The sequence below is a fragment of the Aeromonas sp. R4-1 genome (assembly GCF_040908325.1).
GTDB classification, from domain to species: domain Bacteria; phylum Pseudomonadota; class Gammaproteobacteria; order Enterobacterales; family Aeromonadaceae; genus Aeromonas; species Aeromonas veronii.
This window is the reverse complement of sequence record NZ_JBFODM010000033.1, coordinates 12804-27572: the sequence shown is the minus strand read 5'-3', so window position 1 is coordinate 27572 and position 14769 is coordinate 12804. Positions and strand designations below refer to the sequence as shown.

At 58.0% G+C, this 14769-nt stretch carries 12 protein-coding genes; 4 read left to right on the top strand and 8 right to left on the bottom strand.

Annotation, left to right across the window (positions count from 1 at the left end; translation table 11 throughout):
- Positions 1 to 54 precede the first annotated feature (54 nt).
- Positions 55 to 459 (bottom strand): IS200/IS605 family transposase, encoded by a 405-nt coding sequence (gene tnpA / locus AB5Y90_RS04350; RefSeq protein ID WP_201995218.1) that lies wholly within the window; start codon positions 457 to 459, stop codon positions 55 to 57.
- A gap of 58 nt (positions 460 to 517) precedes the next feature.
- Here tnpA and AB5Y90_RS04345 point away from each other — a divergent pair, with 58 nt between their 5' ends.
- Positions 518 to 1744, top strand: a complete 1227-nt coding sequence (locus tag AB5Y90_RS04345; RefSeq protein WP_368166606.1) for an RNA-guided endonuclease InsQ/TnpB family protein — start codon at positions 518 to 520, stop codon at positions 1742 to 1744.
- Between the two features lie 393 nt (positions 1745 to 2137).
- Here the strand turns inward: AB5Y90_RS04345 and AB5Y90_RS04340 are convergent, their stop codons facing one another.
- Positions 2138 to 2515, bottom strand: coding sequence for a hypothetical protein (locus AB5Y90_RS04340; RefSeq protein ID WP_064341425.1), 378 nt, complete (start codon positions 2513 to 2515; stop codon positions 2138 to 2140).
- A gap of 626 nt (positions 2516 to 3141) precedes the next feature.
- Between AB5Y90_RS04340 and AB5Y90_RS04335 the strand changes: the two genes are divergently transcribed.
- Both AB5Y90_RS04335 and AB5Y90_RS04330 read left to right on the top strand, forming a co-directional pair.
- Positions 3142 to 4287, top strand: coding sequence for an ISAs1 family transposase (locus AB5Y90_RS04335; protein ID WP_307895647.1), 1146 nt, complete (start codon positions 3142 to 3144; stop codon positions 4285 to 4287).
- 172 nt (positions 4288 to 4459) lie between these two features.
- On the top strand, positions 4460 to 4897 hold the full coding sequence (locus tag AB5Y90_RS04330; protein WP_368166605.1) for a transposase: 438 nt from the start codon (positions 4460 to 4462) through the stop codon (positions 4895 to 4897).
- Positions 4898 to 5031: 134 nt separating this feature from the next.
- Here AB5Y90_RS04330 and AB5Y90_RS04325 read toward each other — a convergent pair whose 3' ends face one another.
- The 5 genes from AB5Y90_RS04325 to AB5Y90_RS04305 form a co-directional block, all read right to left on the bottom strand.
- Positions 5032 to 6024 carry an IS5 family transposase gene (locus tag AB5Y90_RS04325; protein WP_201951940.1) on the bottom strand — a complete coding sequence of 331 codons (993 nt, stop codon included), beginning with the start codon at positions 6022 to 6024 and terminating at the stop codon, positions 5032 to 5034.
- A 76-nt stretch (positions 6025 to 6100) separates the two neighbouring features.
- Positions 6101 to 7402, bottom strand: coding sequence for a threonine synthase (thrC, locus tag AB5Y90_RS04320; protein WP_201951944.1), 1302 nt, complete (start codon positions 7400 to 7402; stop codon positions 6101 to 6103).
- Positions 7399 to 8409 (bottom strand): homoserine kinase, encoded by a 1011-nt coding sequence (gene thrB / locus AB5Y90_RS04315; protein WP_201951949.1) that lies wholly within the window; start codon positions 8407 to 8409, stop codon positions 7399 to 7401. Before thrB ends, thrC begins: the two co-directional genes overlap by 4 nt.
- 2 nt (positions 8410 to 8411) lie before the next feature.
- Positions 8412 to 10871, bottom strand: a complete 2460-nt coding sequence (gene thrA / locus AB5Y90_RS04310; RefSeq protein WP_201951952.1) for a bifunctional aspartate kinase/homoserine dehydrogenase I — start codon at positions 10869 to 10871, stop codon at positions 8412 to 8414.
- A gap of 250 nt (positions 10872 to 11121) precedes the next feature.
- Positions 11122 to 11829 (bottom strand): tRNA/rRNA methyltransferase, encoded by a 708-nt coding sequence (locus tag AB5Y90_RS04305; protein WP_100654199.1) that lies wholly within the window; start codon positions 11827 to 11829, stop codon positions 11122 to 11124.
- Between the two features lie 206 nt (positions 11830 to 12035).
- On the opposite strand from AB5Y90_RS04305, the gene aceK reads away from it, so the two are divergent.
- A complete protein-coding gene (gene aceK / locus AB5Y90_RS04300; RefSeq protein ID WP_101531469.1) occupies positions 12036 to 13763 on the top strand; it encodes a bifunctional isocitrate dehydrogenase kinase/phosphatase in 1728 nt (575 codons plus the stop codon).
- A 78-nt stretch (positions 13764 to 13841) separates the two neighbouring features.
- Here the strand turns inward: aceK and tesB are convergent, their stop codons facing one another.
- Complete coding sequence (gene tesB / locus AB5Y90_RS04295; protein WP_005338122.1) at positions 13842 to 14708, bottom strand: acyl-CoA thioesterase II; 867 nt, start codon at positions 14706 to 14708, stop codon at positions 13842 to 13844.
- Positions 14709 to 14769 lie beyond the last annotated feature (61 nt).

The window sequence follows — 14769 nt, the reverse complement described above, 5'->3', positions numbered from 1 at the left end:
AATGCGAAAGGGGACTCCCTCCGACGTAGGTGGGAGGGGAATTTCGCCGGGGCGTCAGCCCCGCTGGTTTTGAATGTATTGCTTGATCACCTCCAACGGCGCACCGCCGCAAGAGCCAGCAAAGTAGGAGCGTGACCAGAGCACGGGCTTGCTGTAGGCACCTCTCAAGTCCAGAAATTCATTGCGCAGCCGCCTTGATGTTACCGCCTTCAACGAGTTAACCAGTACCGATAACTGTACCGTTGGGCCGTACTCTATCAACATGTGAACATGGTCAGCCTCTCCGTCACACTCTTTCAGTTGTGCGCCAAAGTCGCTACAAACCTCAGTAGCATACTGATTGAATGCAGCAAGGTGTAAATCGCCCAATATCTTTTTTCGATACTTAGTCACAAATACCAAGTGAACATGGAGAAGATAAGCAGCATGGCGTGATTTGTTGATATTTACGACTTGCATTTAATGACTCTGCTCGGTGTAATGATGTGAAGAAATATTGCTACACACTGAGCATTTAATGCAAATTCTAAAAGCCTACAAATTCCGACTCGAACCGACCGAACAACAAGCGCAACGCCTGCGCCAGTTGGGCGGCAGTGCTCGTTATGTCTGGAATCACGGGCTGGCAGAAACCAAACGCATTCTTGATTCTGGCGAAAAACTGCCTTCTGCCTTTGAGCTTAACCGGATGCTCACCAGTTGGAAGAAAGTCCCAGAAATGGCCTTTCTGGCCGAGGCATACACCGACAACCTCCAGCAGAAACTCAAGGATTTGCACGGCGCGTGGATGCGTTGTTTTGATAAAAAACTCGTCGCCAAAGCCCCAGTTTTCAAGAAGAAAAGCGACAACCGCGACTCTATCCGGTTCGTCAACTTCGACAAGTATTGCCGCCTTGAGAAAGGCCGTGTGAAACTGCCAGCCGGGCTGGCGTGGGTTAAGTTTCGCCAGTCACGCCCAGTAGAAGGGAAGATTAAAAACGCCACTGTCAGCCAAGCCGCCGGGCACTGGTATATCTCATTACAGGTCGAGCAGGAGACGCCTGAGCCAATTCACCCGTCCGGCTCAATGGTCGGGCTGGATGCGGGTATTGCCAAGCTCGCAACCCTGTCAGATGGCACGGTGTTTGAGCCCGTCAACAGCTTCAAAACCCATCAGGCCAAGCTGGCAAGGCTCCAGCGCCAGTTGAGCAAAAAAGTAAAGTTCAGCAGTAACTGGAAGAAGCAAAAAGCCAAGATCCAGCGCCTGCATTCACATATCGCCAATACCCGCCGCGATTACCTTCACAAGGTCACAACGACTATCAGCAAAAACCACGCGATGATCGTCATTGAGGATTTGAAGGTTGCCAACATGTCAAAATCAGCAGCGGGCACGACAAGCCAGCCGGGGCGCAACGTCCGGGCAAAATCAGGGCTGAATCGTTCGATATTGGATCAGGGCTGGTTTGAGCTACGCCGCCAGCTCGAATACAAGCAGGCATGGCGAGGCGGTCAGGTGCTGGTGATTAATCCGGCCTACACCAGCCAGCAATGCGCCTGTTGTGGGCACGCTGCGAAGGATAACCGCCTGACGCAAAGCCAGTTTAAATGCGTTGCGTGTGGTTATGAGGCGAACGCCGATGTGAACGGCGCTCGCAATATTTTAGCGGCGGGACACGCCGTTTTAGCCTGTGGAGGAGCGGTGCAAACAGGCCGCCCGATGAAGCAGGAACCCGGTACTGCGAGAGCAGCTATCACCCAGTAATGGGAATCCCCCTCCTGAGACGCGAAGCGCGAAGGTGGGGGAGGATGTCAAACCAGGTGCTGCGCCAAAAATCGGTCTGCTAGTCCGTTACCACCAGCAAACCGTCATCTGTCTGGTGCCATTCGGCGGGCTCATTGAGCCAGCGCCATTCCATCCCTTCCATCATCCTGCTTTGCTCCCTTTTATCCCGCGTAATCCCGCACAAATGGGGCTAGCCAACGCCTCGCCCGGTCACGACAGGTCATGGCTGCGCCTCTGCGGAACCCATAAAAGGAGTCAATAGTGTCGCTATTGCTGCCCCGATACAAGGCTTGTGCGTTGCGCCATCAGTGCGTCCCAAAAAGCGCGGGGGGCCTGATGGCCCCCCGCAAACACACCGGATGAGAAAATGCCTTACTTGGCGGCGCTATCCTTCACGCACTTCTGGACAAAGCTGTTCTTGGCCGCGCCAGCCAGCTTCTTGTCGGCTGCCGCCTTCTCGCACTTGGCCGCCGGATCCACCGCCGCGCCCGTCTTCACGCACTTCTGGATAAAGCTGTTCTTGGCCACACCGGCCAGCTTCTTGTCGGCGGCCGCCTTCTCGCACTCACCGCTCGCGGCGCCAGTGGCATCTTTCACGCACTTGCCGACAAAGCTGGTCTTGGCGGCGCCGTTAAGCTTTTTGGCTGCGGCCTGCGCCTCGCACTGCAACTGGGCTGCGTCGTTGGCAAAGACCGGATTGGCCAGCAGCACGCTGCCGCAGAGCAGGCCGAACAGGATGGTACGCTTCATGGGTGATCTCCTCTCTATCTGGTGATGTGTTTGCATGGTCATATTTGCATGACGATGTGTTGCAAATGGCTGTGATTGCAACATCTGATTGTTGCCGCAGATCCCCCGCCTCGCCAGCTTGGGAGCGGAGCAAAGGGCAACCATCGCCCGCACTATAGCGCCGATTGGCTGAGCGGGATGGTCCCCAGCCAACCCTTCCCCGACGGCAAGTCTGCCCCCAACTTTCCCGCCACGCCCGCCAACTCCAATAAAATCAAGGGCCATGGGAATCCGGTTCCCGGTCAGAGCGATTTGTTGAGCCAGCGCAAAAAACCAGTCATTACTGACACTTACGTCATTTTTTGACTGGCACGACCAGATTCGACTGGCTTAACATAGCCATCCGGTGCCTATTCATCAGTGATGGGCTGCTGCCCCGCTGGTTAATGGAGCATATTGGAAGCTGCAGGGCAAGATTACGAAACCCCGCGATTTTAAAGGGCTGCGAAAGAGGTCGTTTTTCGAGATGACGTTTGTTGAGGCTTAAGTAAATCTTTTTTGTGCATTTTTTCTTGCTAAATAAGGATCGCTTTGACGATCTTGCCAGATCGTGATCTTATCCTGTTTTTTATCGGGATAGTATCACAGTGACAGGACTCAGCCTTTTGGACCACATAAGCCTCATTAAAGACCCACGCCAATCATGGAAGATCAGTCACAAACTGGCCGATATTATCTTTTTGACAGTAACGGCACTCATTGCCGGTGCCGAGGGTTGGGAAGAGATTGAAGATTTTGGGACCGATCACTTAACCTGGCTTCGTCAATATGGCGACTTTGAAAACGGGATCCCAAGCCACGATACGATAGCGCGGCTAATGGGATTGTTATCAGGCCAGCAGTTGCAACGTTTCTTTGTGCAGTGGATGCAAACCTGCCATGAAATGAGTGATGGGACGCTGGTCGCGATCGATGGCAAGACGCTTCGTGGCACAGCAGATAAGCGCATTAAAAACAGTGCGATCCATATGGTGAGTGCCTTCTGTGCGGCCAATCGCGTGGTGCTTGGACAAGTAAAAACAGAGGCCAAATCGAATGAGATCACAGCGATACCAGAATTACTTAACCTATTGGAATTGAAGGGTTGCCTGGTCAGTATCGATGCCATGGGGTGCCAACGGAAAATAGCGAAACAGATAGTGGAAAAGGGCGCTGACTATCTGCTGGCGGTGAAAGGTAATCAGGGTAAGTTAGAGCAGGCTTTTGATGCATGGTACAGCCCGCAGATGTTCAAAAGTGGGATGGAAGAGAGTGATGGTCACTATGCCACGCAGGAGTCAGGTAATGGTCGAAGAGAAACCCGGTTATGTATTGCAAGTCAGGACTTGAGCCCGCTGGGTGATTTGGCATTTGAATGGTCAAAATTGAGCACGATAGGGATAGTTGCCACGATAAGGGAAGAAGGCGGTCAGCCGTTCAACAGCGACCAATTCGAACTGAGGTTTTACATCAGCTCACGGAGGTTGACGGCAAAAGATTTACTGGAAGCGAGTAGAGGACATTGGTCGATAGAGGCGTCTTTGCATTATCGATTGGATGTTGGGATGCGGGAAGATGAATGTCGCATCAGAAGACAGGAGTCAGGGGAAAACCTTGCGGTGTGTCGGCATATAGCCTTGAACCTGCTGACAGAAGAAAAGAGTTTCAAGGCGGGGGTCAAGCGCAAGCAAAAGCGGGCGAACAGGAATAATGAGTACCTTTCGCAAGTCCTTGCAGGGCGCGGGGTTTCGTAATCTTGCCCTGTTGGAAGCTGTAATCCACGGGCGGTAGCGTGGGTTTTGCACAGTGATTGATGCATTGCGTAGGTTGGCGCTGAGCGTAGCGAAGCCCAACACGCGAGCCCTCGGCCAGTTGGTGGCCATTCGGTGCAACCGAACAGACTGGATATTTCCGGAAAGGAGAACCATGCGCTATCGCCGAGCAACAACCAGTGGGGCATGTTGGTTCTTCACCGTCAACCTGGCTGACCGAAAGCAGGATCTACTGGTACGTCATATCGACCTGCTGCGCGAAGTGCTCCGCCACGTCAAACAGCAACACCCCTTCGAGATTATTGCCATGGTGGTGATGCCGGATCATCTCCATGCCATATGGCAACTACCGCCGGGTGACAGTAACTATCCCATGCGCTGGTCTCTAATCAAGGCCGGCTTATCACGAAGTCTCGCCAAAACAGAGCGGATACGGGAGAGCCGACTCAGAAAACGGGAACGCGGTATCAGGCAACGCCGTTATTGGGAGCATCTGATCCGGGATGACAAGGATCTGCAAGCCCATGTCGATTACATCCATTTCAATCCGGTCAAACATGGTTATTGTGCCAAACCTGTCGATTGGCCTTAGGAAGGTGCGAACAAGTGGATCGCACCTTCACCACGAACTCTTTGTCCGCATTTGAAATGCCCATCACTCCAAAAACCTGACTTTTTGCTGCAAGTATTCGGCTATTAAGCGCCATTTAGCCTCATTTTCGAGGCTTATCTCGATTTTTGGGCACAGCTATCCCATGCCCGTATCATCTGGTCCACGCGAAACAGATTCGCCAGCGTAAACAACATCGCCAGTTGGTTGTCGTTCTTACGCAGCCCCTTGAACCGCGCCTTCACAAAGCCAAACTGACGTTTGATGATCCGAAACGGGTGCTCCACTTTGGCGCGGATGCTGGATTTGAGCCTCTCAAAGGCAATCACAGCCTTGTTTTTGTGCGGATGTTTTTTGAGCTCCTTGAGCCTGCCAGGTCGCATCGCAATCGCCCATTGTGCCTTTACATCTGCCAGCTCTTCACGGTTTTCTGCACCCTGATATCCTGCGTCAGCGAACACAAATGCCTCCTCGCCATGGAGCAGATTTCCCACTTGATTGAGGTCGTGCTCATTGGCTGCCGTGGTCTCCAGACTGTGCGTCAGGCCACTCTTGGCATCGACACCGATATGAGCCTTCATGCCGAAGTACCATTGATTGCCTTTCTTGGTCTGGTGCATCTCGCCGTCACGCTCGCCACGCTTGTTCTTGGTCGAGCAAGGGGCCTCAATGAGAGTGGCATCGACCAACGTGCCTTGCTTCATCATGATGCCGGCGTCAGAAAGCCATTGGTTGACGGTGTCGAAGAGCTGCCGAGCCAGCCGGTGCTGCTCCAGCAGATGGCGGAAGTTCATGATGGTGGTACGGTCGGGGATGGCCTGGTCCAGTGAGAGCTTGGCAAACAGACGCATCGAAGCAATCTCATAGAGCGCATCCTCCATGGCGCCGTCGCTAAGGCTATACCACTGTTGCATGCAGTGAATACGCAGCATGGTATCGAGTGGGTAGGGACGACGGCCATTACCTGCCTTGGGATAGACGGGCTCGATGACCGCCAGCATCATTGCCCATGGGAGCAACGCCTCCATACGAGCTAGGAATAACTCCTTACGGGTTTTGCGGCGTTTGCCATTGAACTCGCTATCCGCGAAGGTGAGCTGATGATTCATGCTGAACCTTATCCCTGATGCCAAGTGGGGCTCATGATCTCACATCAGGGACTTGTTCGCACCTTCCCTAAGCGGCTTAGCCCACCAAAAACGCTCTTAACCGGGCAAACTCCGCAGGCAAATTAACGGAGAGCAGCGGCAGTTCGGCGTGCTTGGCCAGCGGGCCGGGCAGCGGTACATCGAGATTGAGGATCTCGTCTACCGACTCCTTGAACTTGGCGGGATGGGCGGTGCAGAGGAACACCCCCACTTCGTCCTCGGCCAGCTGTTCCTCCAGCAGATCCCAGGCAATGGCGCCGTGGGGTTCGCAGAGGTAATCCAGCTGATGCAGGCGTTTGAGCGCGTCGCGGGTCTGGGCATCGTCACGCATACCGGAGCCTAAGGTCTCCAGTGCCCAACCCTTGCGACGGCAGAGCTCTTCTACCCGCGGCCAGTTGTTGGGGCGGCTGACATCCATGGCATTCGACAGGGTGGCCACTGTCTGGTGCGGCTCCCACTGACCGGTTTTCAGGTAGCGCGGCACGGTATCGTTGGCGTTGGTGGCGGCGATAAAGCGCTTCACCGGCAGCCCCAGCGCCTTGGCAATCAAGCCTGCGGTGAGGTTGCCAAAGTTGCCGGACGGCACGCTGATGACCGCTTTGGCGCGGGAGGCTTTCGGCAGCTGGGCTACCGCTTCGAAGTAGTAGCAAACCTGCGCCAGCAGACGGCTGATATTGATGGAGTTGGCGGAGTTGAGGCCAATGGCCTTTTTCAGCGCTTCGTCGTCAAAGGCCTGTTTTACCAGCGCCTGACAGGCATCGAAGTCGCCGTCGATGGCGATGGTGCGGATATTGCCGCCGAGGGTGCAGAAGAGCTTCTCCTGCAAGGGGCTGATCTTGCCCTTGGGATAGAGGATCACCACCTCGATCCCCTCCAGCCCGTAGAAGGCGTGGGCCACGGCGGCGCCGGTATCGCCCGAGGTGGCGGTGAGGATGGTGATCTTGTCATTCTTTTCGGCAGACACGGTTCTAAAGGCTGCGAGGCACTGGGCCATAAAGCGGCCGCCGAAATCCTTGAACGCCAGGGTCGGGCCGTGGAACAGTTCGAGGGCATATATCTTGCGATCGGAGCCGTCTTTGAGTTTCACCAGCGGCGCCGGGAAGGTGAAGGCGGCGTTGATAAGCTCGCTCACCTTGGCGGCGGGTACTTCATCCCCCAGCAGGTGGCTCAGGATGCGGGCAGAGCGTTCGGCCAGCGGCAGATCGAGCAGGGCATCCACATCGGCGAGCGGTTCGAGTTGTTCGGGGAAGAAGAGCCCCTGTTCGCGACCCAAGCCCTGACGCACCGCCTGCGCGAAGCTCACCTGTTCGCTGTTGTCCTTGATGTTGTAGAGATTCATAGCTCGCTTCCTGTTACCCGTGCCCCGGCCATGTCCAGTTTGCAGACCCGGGCAAATCCATCTTCGTTCTGCACGAAATGTGCTTCCATCCAATCCTTCATCCGCTCGGCCTGCGCCAGCTCCTTCATCACCACAAACACGGTGGGGCCGGAGCCGGAGATGCCGGTGGCGAGCGCCCCGTTCTGGGCCGCCTGCGCCCGCACCTCGGCAAAGCCTTCGATCAGCGCCGCGCGGTAGGGTTCGGCAATCACATCTTTCAATACGCTCGCCGCCAGCGGCTCCTGCCCGGTGTAGCTGGCGTGAACAAAGGCAGCCAGGCGGCGGCCATAGGTGAGGCAATCCTGACGGCGATATTGGGCCGGCAGGATGGCGCGGGCCGCGGCGGTGGAGACCACAGTGCCCGGGTAGCAGACCACCCAGTACCACTCGTCAAACACCGGAATGCCCTGGCTGATAACGCCCGCCTCCTCCACCACCAGCTGCATGCCACCCAGATAACAGGGGGCCACGTTGTCGTAGTGAACGGAGCCGGAGATCTTGCCTTCCATCTCCCCCATCAGCAGCAGCAGGGCGTGCTCGTCGAGGGGCGCGCCGTGAAAGGCGTTGAGCCCCTCCAGCGCCGCCACCACGCTACAGGCGCTGGAACCCAGACCCGAGCCGACCGGCAGGTTCTTCTCCAGCACCATTTCGAGGGGCTTGAGGCCAAGGCCGCGCTTCTCCAGCGCCTCGCCATAGGCGACCCAGCAGTCATGGAGGATATTCTTTTTCGGATCGTCCGGCAGCTTGTGGGCGTAGCGGCCCACGGCGGAGAGGGCGAACGGCACGTCAGCCGCTTTTACCTGCACCCGATCGCCGAGCAGAGAGCCATCCACGGGGGCGAGCGCCGCCCCCAGTACATCAAATCCCACGCTCAGGTTGGCGCTGGAGGCGGGGGCATAGGCAACCACACTTCTGTCATTACCCATGGCGCCTTCCGTCATATAAGAGGGGTACATGTCTGAACTCATGCTTATAGCTCCTGCTTCCAGTTCTGGGTGCGCAGCACGTCGGCAAAGACACCCGCCGCAGTCACTTCGGTACCGGCGCCGTAGCCGCGCAGCACCAGCGGGATCGGCTGGTAGTAGGTGGAGAAGAAGGCGAGCGCGTTCTCCCCGTCTTTGACCTTGAACAGCGGCTCGTCGGCCCCGACCGCCTTGATAGCGACCTTGCACTTGCCACCGTCAATGGAGCCCACATAGCGCAGCACCTTGCCTTCACGCTGGGCGGCGGCGAACTGGTCGCGGAACCAGCCGTCAGCTTCCGGCAGACGGGCCATAAAGGCTTCCACATCGCCGCTCACATCAAAGCCGGGCGGCAGCGCCTGCTCCACTTCCACATCGGAGAGCTCCAGCGCCATGCCCGCCTCGCGAGCCAAAATGAGCAGCTTGCGCGCCACATCCATGCCGTTGAGATCGTCGCGGGGATCCGGCTCAGTAAAGCCGTTGCTGCGAGCGATTTGGGTCGCCTCCGAGAACGCCATCCCCTCATCCAGCTTGCCGAAGATAAAGGAGAGTGAACCGGACAGAATGCCATCGAAGGCACGCAGCTTGTCACCGGCCTTGATAAGGTTCTGCAGGTTCTCGATAACCGGCAGGCCAGCACCCACGTTGGTCTCGTACAGGAACTTGCGGCGAGTCTGGCGGGCAGTGCGGCGCAGCGCCTTGTAGTAATCGAGCGAGCCGGTGTTGGCCTTCTTGTTCGGAGTGACCACATGGAAACCGGCGGCGAGGAAGTCGGCATACTGGACGGCCACCGCCTCGGAGGAGGTGCAGTCGACGATCACCGGGTTGATGATGTGGCTATCTTCCACCAGCTTTTTCACCCCTTCCAGCGAGAAGCTGTCGCGGGCTTCCACCAGCTGTTCGCGCCAGTTGGCGAGGTTGAGGCCATCCTTGTTGACCGCCATCTGGCGGCTGTTGGCGATGCCGACCACGCGAAGGCCAGTGCCCTGCTCGGCCAGTACCGGTTGCTGGCGGGCAATCTGATCCACCAGCGCGGCACCGACGCCACCGACCCCGACCACAAACAGATCGATAAACTGCTGGCTGCCAAAGAAGTTCTGGTGGCACGCCTTGATGGCTTCCGCCACCTTGCGATCCCGCACCACCGCCGAGATGGAGCGCTCGCTGGAGCCCTGCGCGATGGCGACGATGTTGATGGAGGCTTGCGCCAGCGAGGTGAAGAAGCGGGCTGCCATCCCCTTGCTGGTGCGCATGCCGTCACCGATCAGGGAGATGATCGCCAGATCGCTGATGATATCCAGCGGCTCCAGCAGCTGGTTTTTGAATTCCAGCTCGAACTCGCGCTCCAGCACCTTGCGGGTCTTCTCGCTGTCGTAGCTGTGGATACAGAAGCTGACGCTGTACTCGGAAGAGGACTGGGTGATCAGCACGATACTGACCCCGGCGCGGGAGACGGCTGAGAAGATGCGACCGGCCATGCCGACCATCCCCTTCATGCCGGGGCCGGAGACGTTGAACATGCACATGCCGGAAAGATCCGAGATGGCCTTCACTTTCAGGTCATCGTCGCCGCTCTCGGGGCCGATCAGGGTGCCCGGCCCTTGCGGGTTGAAGCTGTTCTTGATGAGGCAGGGAATGTGGAACTGGGCCACCGGCGCGATGGTTTTCGGGTGCAGCACCTTGGCACCGAAGTAGGAGAGCTCCATCGCTTCCTTGTAGGAGAGAGTTTTCAGCAGGTAGGCATCCGGCACCAGACGGGGGTCGCAGCTGTAGCAGCCTTCGACGTCAGTCCAGATCTCGCAGCACTCGGCATCGACGCAGGCAGCCAACACGGCGGCGGAGTAGTCGGAGCCGTTACGACCCAGCAGCACGGTCTCGCCCTTGTCGCTGCCACCGGTAAAGCCCGGCATCAAGTAGAGGCAATCGCTACGCAGCCCCTTGGCGGCAAAGCGCAGGCGGGAGGCTTCGATATCGACGTGGGCTTCCAGATAGCCGCCATCGGTCACCAGCAGCTCTTCCGGCACGATGAGACCCAGCTCGAGGCCACGCACCCGCAGCAGTTCGTGCATAAAGGCGATGGAGAGGTTCTCGCCACGGCTCAGGATGCGCGCCTGCACGTTGTCCGGGCAGAGGCCCAGCAGACGGATGCCCTGCATCAGCCGCTCCACCTGATCCAGCTCAGCGGTGAGGCGGGCCAGCAGCGCCTTGTCATCGAGCGCCGGATAGGCCGCCTTCAACCCGGCCAGCAGGCGGGAGAAGATGCCGTTGACTTCAAACAGGGTGGAACTGGCATCCATGCCGCGACTGGTCTGCTCCACCAGCGCCACCAGATGATTGGTCACCTTGGCAGGTGCAGAGAGCACCAGGGCTACCTGAGATTGGCCGTGGGTGTTGACCGCGATATCGGCCACCCGTAAAAAACGTTCTGCATCGGCCAGTGAAGACCCGCCAAATTTCAACACTCTCATCGCTTTCTCTCCCTGTAAATCTATGAAATTCAATCTAAAAACCAATCCAACAAAAAGGCCCGTACTGGGTGGGTACGGGCCTTTTTTGATTTCTGTGCTTGTTCGTCAGCGCATCAACCGGCCCCAGTGCCACCTGTGGTGGTACCGGTAATAATGGTGGTGGTGATGACGTTGGTGAATAACTGCATGACGAACACTCGTTGACGAAGCTGGCTTTTAGCAATACCGCGGCGGGCGATGGGCTGTCAACTTAAACCTCTTTGCCAAGTTTGCGCGCAAGGTCTTTGCAGAGCAGGTGGAGCATGTTCAAATCCCGCTGCGGCAGCATGGGCACCCGGTCCATCACCCACTGATGCAGTTTTTCATCCTGCGAAACTCCGAGTTCACCAAGCAATTCTGCTGTTTTGCTTTTCAGCACCCGAACCTGCCCGGCGTTATCAAAATTTTCTGCTACCGCAGCGCCGCCGTCGGCGTTCAGCTCATCCATCAGCTGACTCATCTCGTAGGCGTAGAGCATGATCGCCTGCCCCAGATTGAGAGACGGGTAGCTCACCTTGAGGGGCAGATAGCTGATGAGATCGACCTCGGCCAGCTGCTCGTTGGAGAGCCCCGACTCCTCGCAGCCAAAGACGATGGCCACCTTGTTGAGTGAAGGCTTGCTGCGGATCTGCTCGCGGATCTCCCCCGGCGTGAGGTAGTGCTGGTAGCGACCGCGCTCACGGGCAGTGGTGGCAATCACCAGATCCATGTCCGCCAGTGCCTCGGGCAGGGTGTCGAACGCCTCGGCCTGAGTCAGGATCTCCTGGGCACCGTGAGCCACCCAGCTCGCCTCCTCCTCTTCGTGTACCCGGCTCGCCACCAGTCGCATGGCATCGAATCCCATGGTTTTCATGGCGCGGGCAGCCGCCCCCACGTTCGCAGGTCGGGCAGGTGCCACCAGGACAAAATAGAGCTTCATCGGGTTTCCTCACAGGCCGGACGGCCTCTCAAACAGACAGCAAACAGTCGCTAAACCATCACCAAAACAGGGGCGCAATCTACCGTTTATCCCCGAAAATTGCCACTTGAACAGACGTTTGAATGTTGCGATAGTGGCCTGACGTCTGAACAAATTACACCCAATCCTTCGCGCTATCGGCCCGACAGATCACAAGGAAGAGAGAGATGCAGCAGCCATTGGAACAGGCCGTCGCCGAGACTATCCTGCAACGCTTCGAGTCGTTTTACAGCCGGTTTCTCGAGATAACCCAGGGCAGCAAGAGCCGCTTCGAGAACAGTGACTGGCTGGGGGTGCAGCTCGCCGGGCGCGAGCGAATTCGCCTCTATGACCACCATGTGGGGGCCACCGCCAGCTCCATCCGCCAGATGATGGGGGAGCACCACGCCACCCAGGAGCTGCTCAAGCGGGTCAAAAGCGCCTTCAGCGACCTGCTACCCCGTTGTGACAACTTCGAGGTGGCGGAGTCCTTCTTCAACTCCGTCTATCGCCGGATCTTTCGTCATCGCAATATCCGCGACGAGAACCTCTACATCCACCCCTTTGTCAGCCGTGGCGAAAAACCGGACCTGAGCGCCCTGCTGCGGATCTATCGCACCGATCTCGCCCACTTGCCGCAGACCTTGAGCCAGCTTTTGGGGGATTACAGCTTCACCCTCCCCTACGAGGACAAGCAGCGGGATATTGTCGACATCCACCGCCATCTTGCCGAGAACGGCCCGCAAATCCTCCATGATGAGCCCTTTGCCATCGAGCTGCTCAAAGAGGTGTTCTACCGCAACAAGGGGGCCTATCTGGTAGGGCTGATCCGGGTAAAAGATCAGGTCTTCCCCTTTATCCTGCCCCTGCTCAGCACCGGCCACAGCATCTATGTGGACACGGTGATCTTCGAGCCGGATCTCGCCTCCATCGTGTTTGGCTTCGCCCGCGCCTACTTTATGGTCTATGCCCGCGAACCGGCGCTGTTTGTCGCCTTCCTGCGCCAGATCATGCCCCACAAGCCCGATTACGAGATCTACAACGCCATCGGCTGCCAGAAGCACGGCAAGACCGAGCTCTATCGCCACTACCGCCATCATCTGGCCCAGAGTCGGGATCAGTTCATCATCGCCCCCGGCATCAAGGGGATGGTGATGAGCGTGTTCACCCTCCCCTCCTACGATGTGGTGTTCAAGGTGATAAAAGACGAGTTCACTCCCCCGAAGGATGTGAGCCACGAGCAGGTGAAGGCAAAATACCGGCTGGTTAAACAGCACGATCGGGTGGGTCGGATGGCCGATACCCAGGAGTTCACCAACTTCGAGTTTCCGCTGGACCGCATCTCGCCGGAGCTCCTTGCCGAGCTCAAGACGGTGGCACCTTCTGCGCTCACCATCAGCGACGACAAGCTGGTGATCAAGCACCTCTATACCGAACGCAAGATGATCCCCCTCAACCTCTATCTGGACAAGGCGGACGAGCAGCAGACCCGCCTCGCGCTGGAGGAGTACGGCAACGCCATCAAGCAGCTGGCGGCGGCCAACATCTTCCCGGGGGACATGCTGTTCAAGAACTTTGGCGTCACCCGTCACGGCCGGGTGGTCTTCTACGACTACGACGAGATCTGCTACATGACGGAGTGCAACTTCCGCCAGATCCCGCCGCCTCGCTACCCCGAGGATGAGTGGAGCGCCGAACCCTGGTATTCGGTGGCCCCCAACGACATCTTCCCCGAGGAGTTCGCCACCTTCCTGCTGCAAAAGCCGCAGGTGCGGGAGATCATGCTGCAACTGCACAAGGAGATGTTCGACGCCAACTACTGGAAGATGCTGCAGAGCAACATCAAGGTGGGGGTGTTCGAGGATGTCTATCCCTACCGGCGCAAGAAGCGCTTCAAGTACCAGCGCGGCGGCTGATCCCGCAGCGCCCGCGCACATCGCAGCAACGAAAACGGGGTGGCCAAAGCCACCCCGTTTTGCTATCCGCTTTGCGCCTTAACTGCCGCGACGGCGGATCACCCCCTCCTGCATGGTGCTCGCCACCAGCACGCCGTCACGGGTAAAGAACTGACCGCGCACCAGACCGCGACCGCTGCTGGCGCTCGGGCTGTCTACCACGTAGAGCAGCCAGTCGTCGAAGCGGAAATCCCGGTGGAACCACATGGAGTGATCGATGGTGGCCACCTGCATATCCGGCTCCCAGTACGACACCCCGTGGGGCTGCAGCGAGGTGAGCAGGAAGTTGAAGTCGGAGGCGTAGGCCAGCAGGTATTTGTGCACCCGCAGATCGTCCGGCATCTGGCCATTGGCCTTGAACCAGACGTGACGCACCGGATCCTGCACCGTCGGCCGAATAGGGTCGACCAGGGTCACCGGGCGCATCTCGATGGGTTGCTCGCAGAGGATCTTGTCGCGCAGAGAGGCCGGGATCAGGTTCTCGTAGGGGCGCACCAGCTCCAGCTCGCTCTTGAGCTCCTCCGGCGGGGTGATGCCGGTGGGCATCTGCGCCTGATGCTCGAAGCCGTCGGCCGGCACCTGAAACGAGGCGTTGAGATAGAAGATGGGCTTGCCGCCCTGAATCGCCTTGACCCGGCGGGTGGAGACGGTCTGGCCGTCACGGATATTCTCCACGTCATAGACGATGGGACGGGTCACATCCCCCGGACGCAGGAAGTAGGAGTGAAAACTGTGAACCTGACGGCCGGTCTCGACCGTCTGCTTGGCGGCTGACAAGGCCTGCCCCATTACCTGTCCGCCAAACACGGCCCGCAGACCGAGATCCTGGCTCTGGCCCCGAAACAGGCCCTCCTCGATTTTTTCCAGCGCCAGCAACGCCAGCAGCTCATCAAGTACCTTGCTCATCGTTCACTCCTCTATCAGAACCGCACAGGCTAACAAGCTCACCGGAGCAGAGCAACCGCCA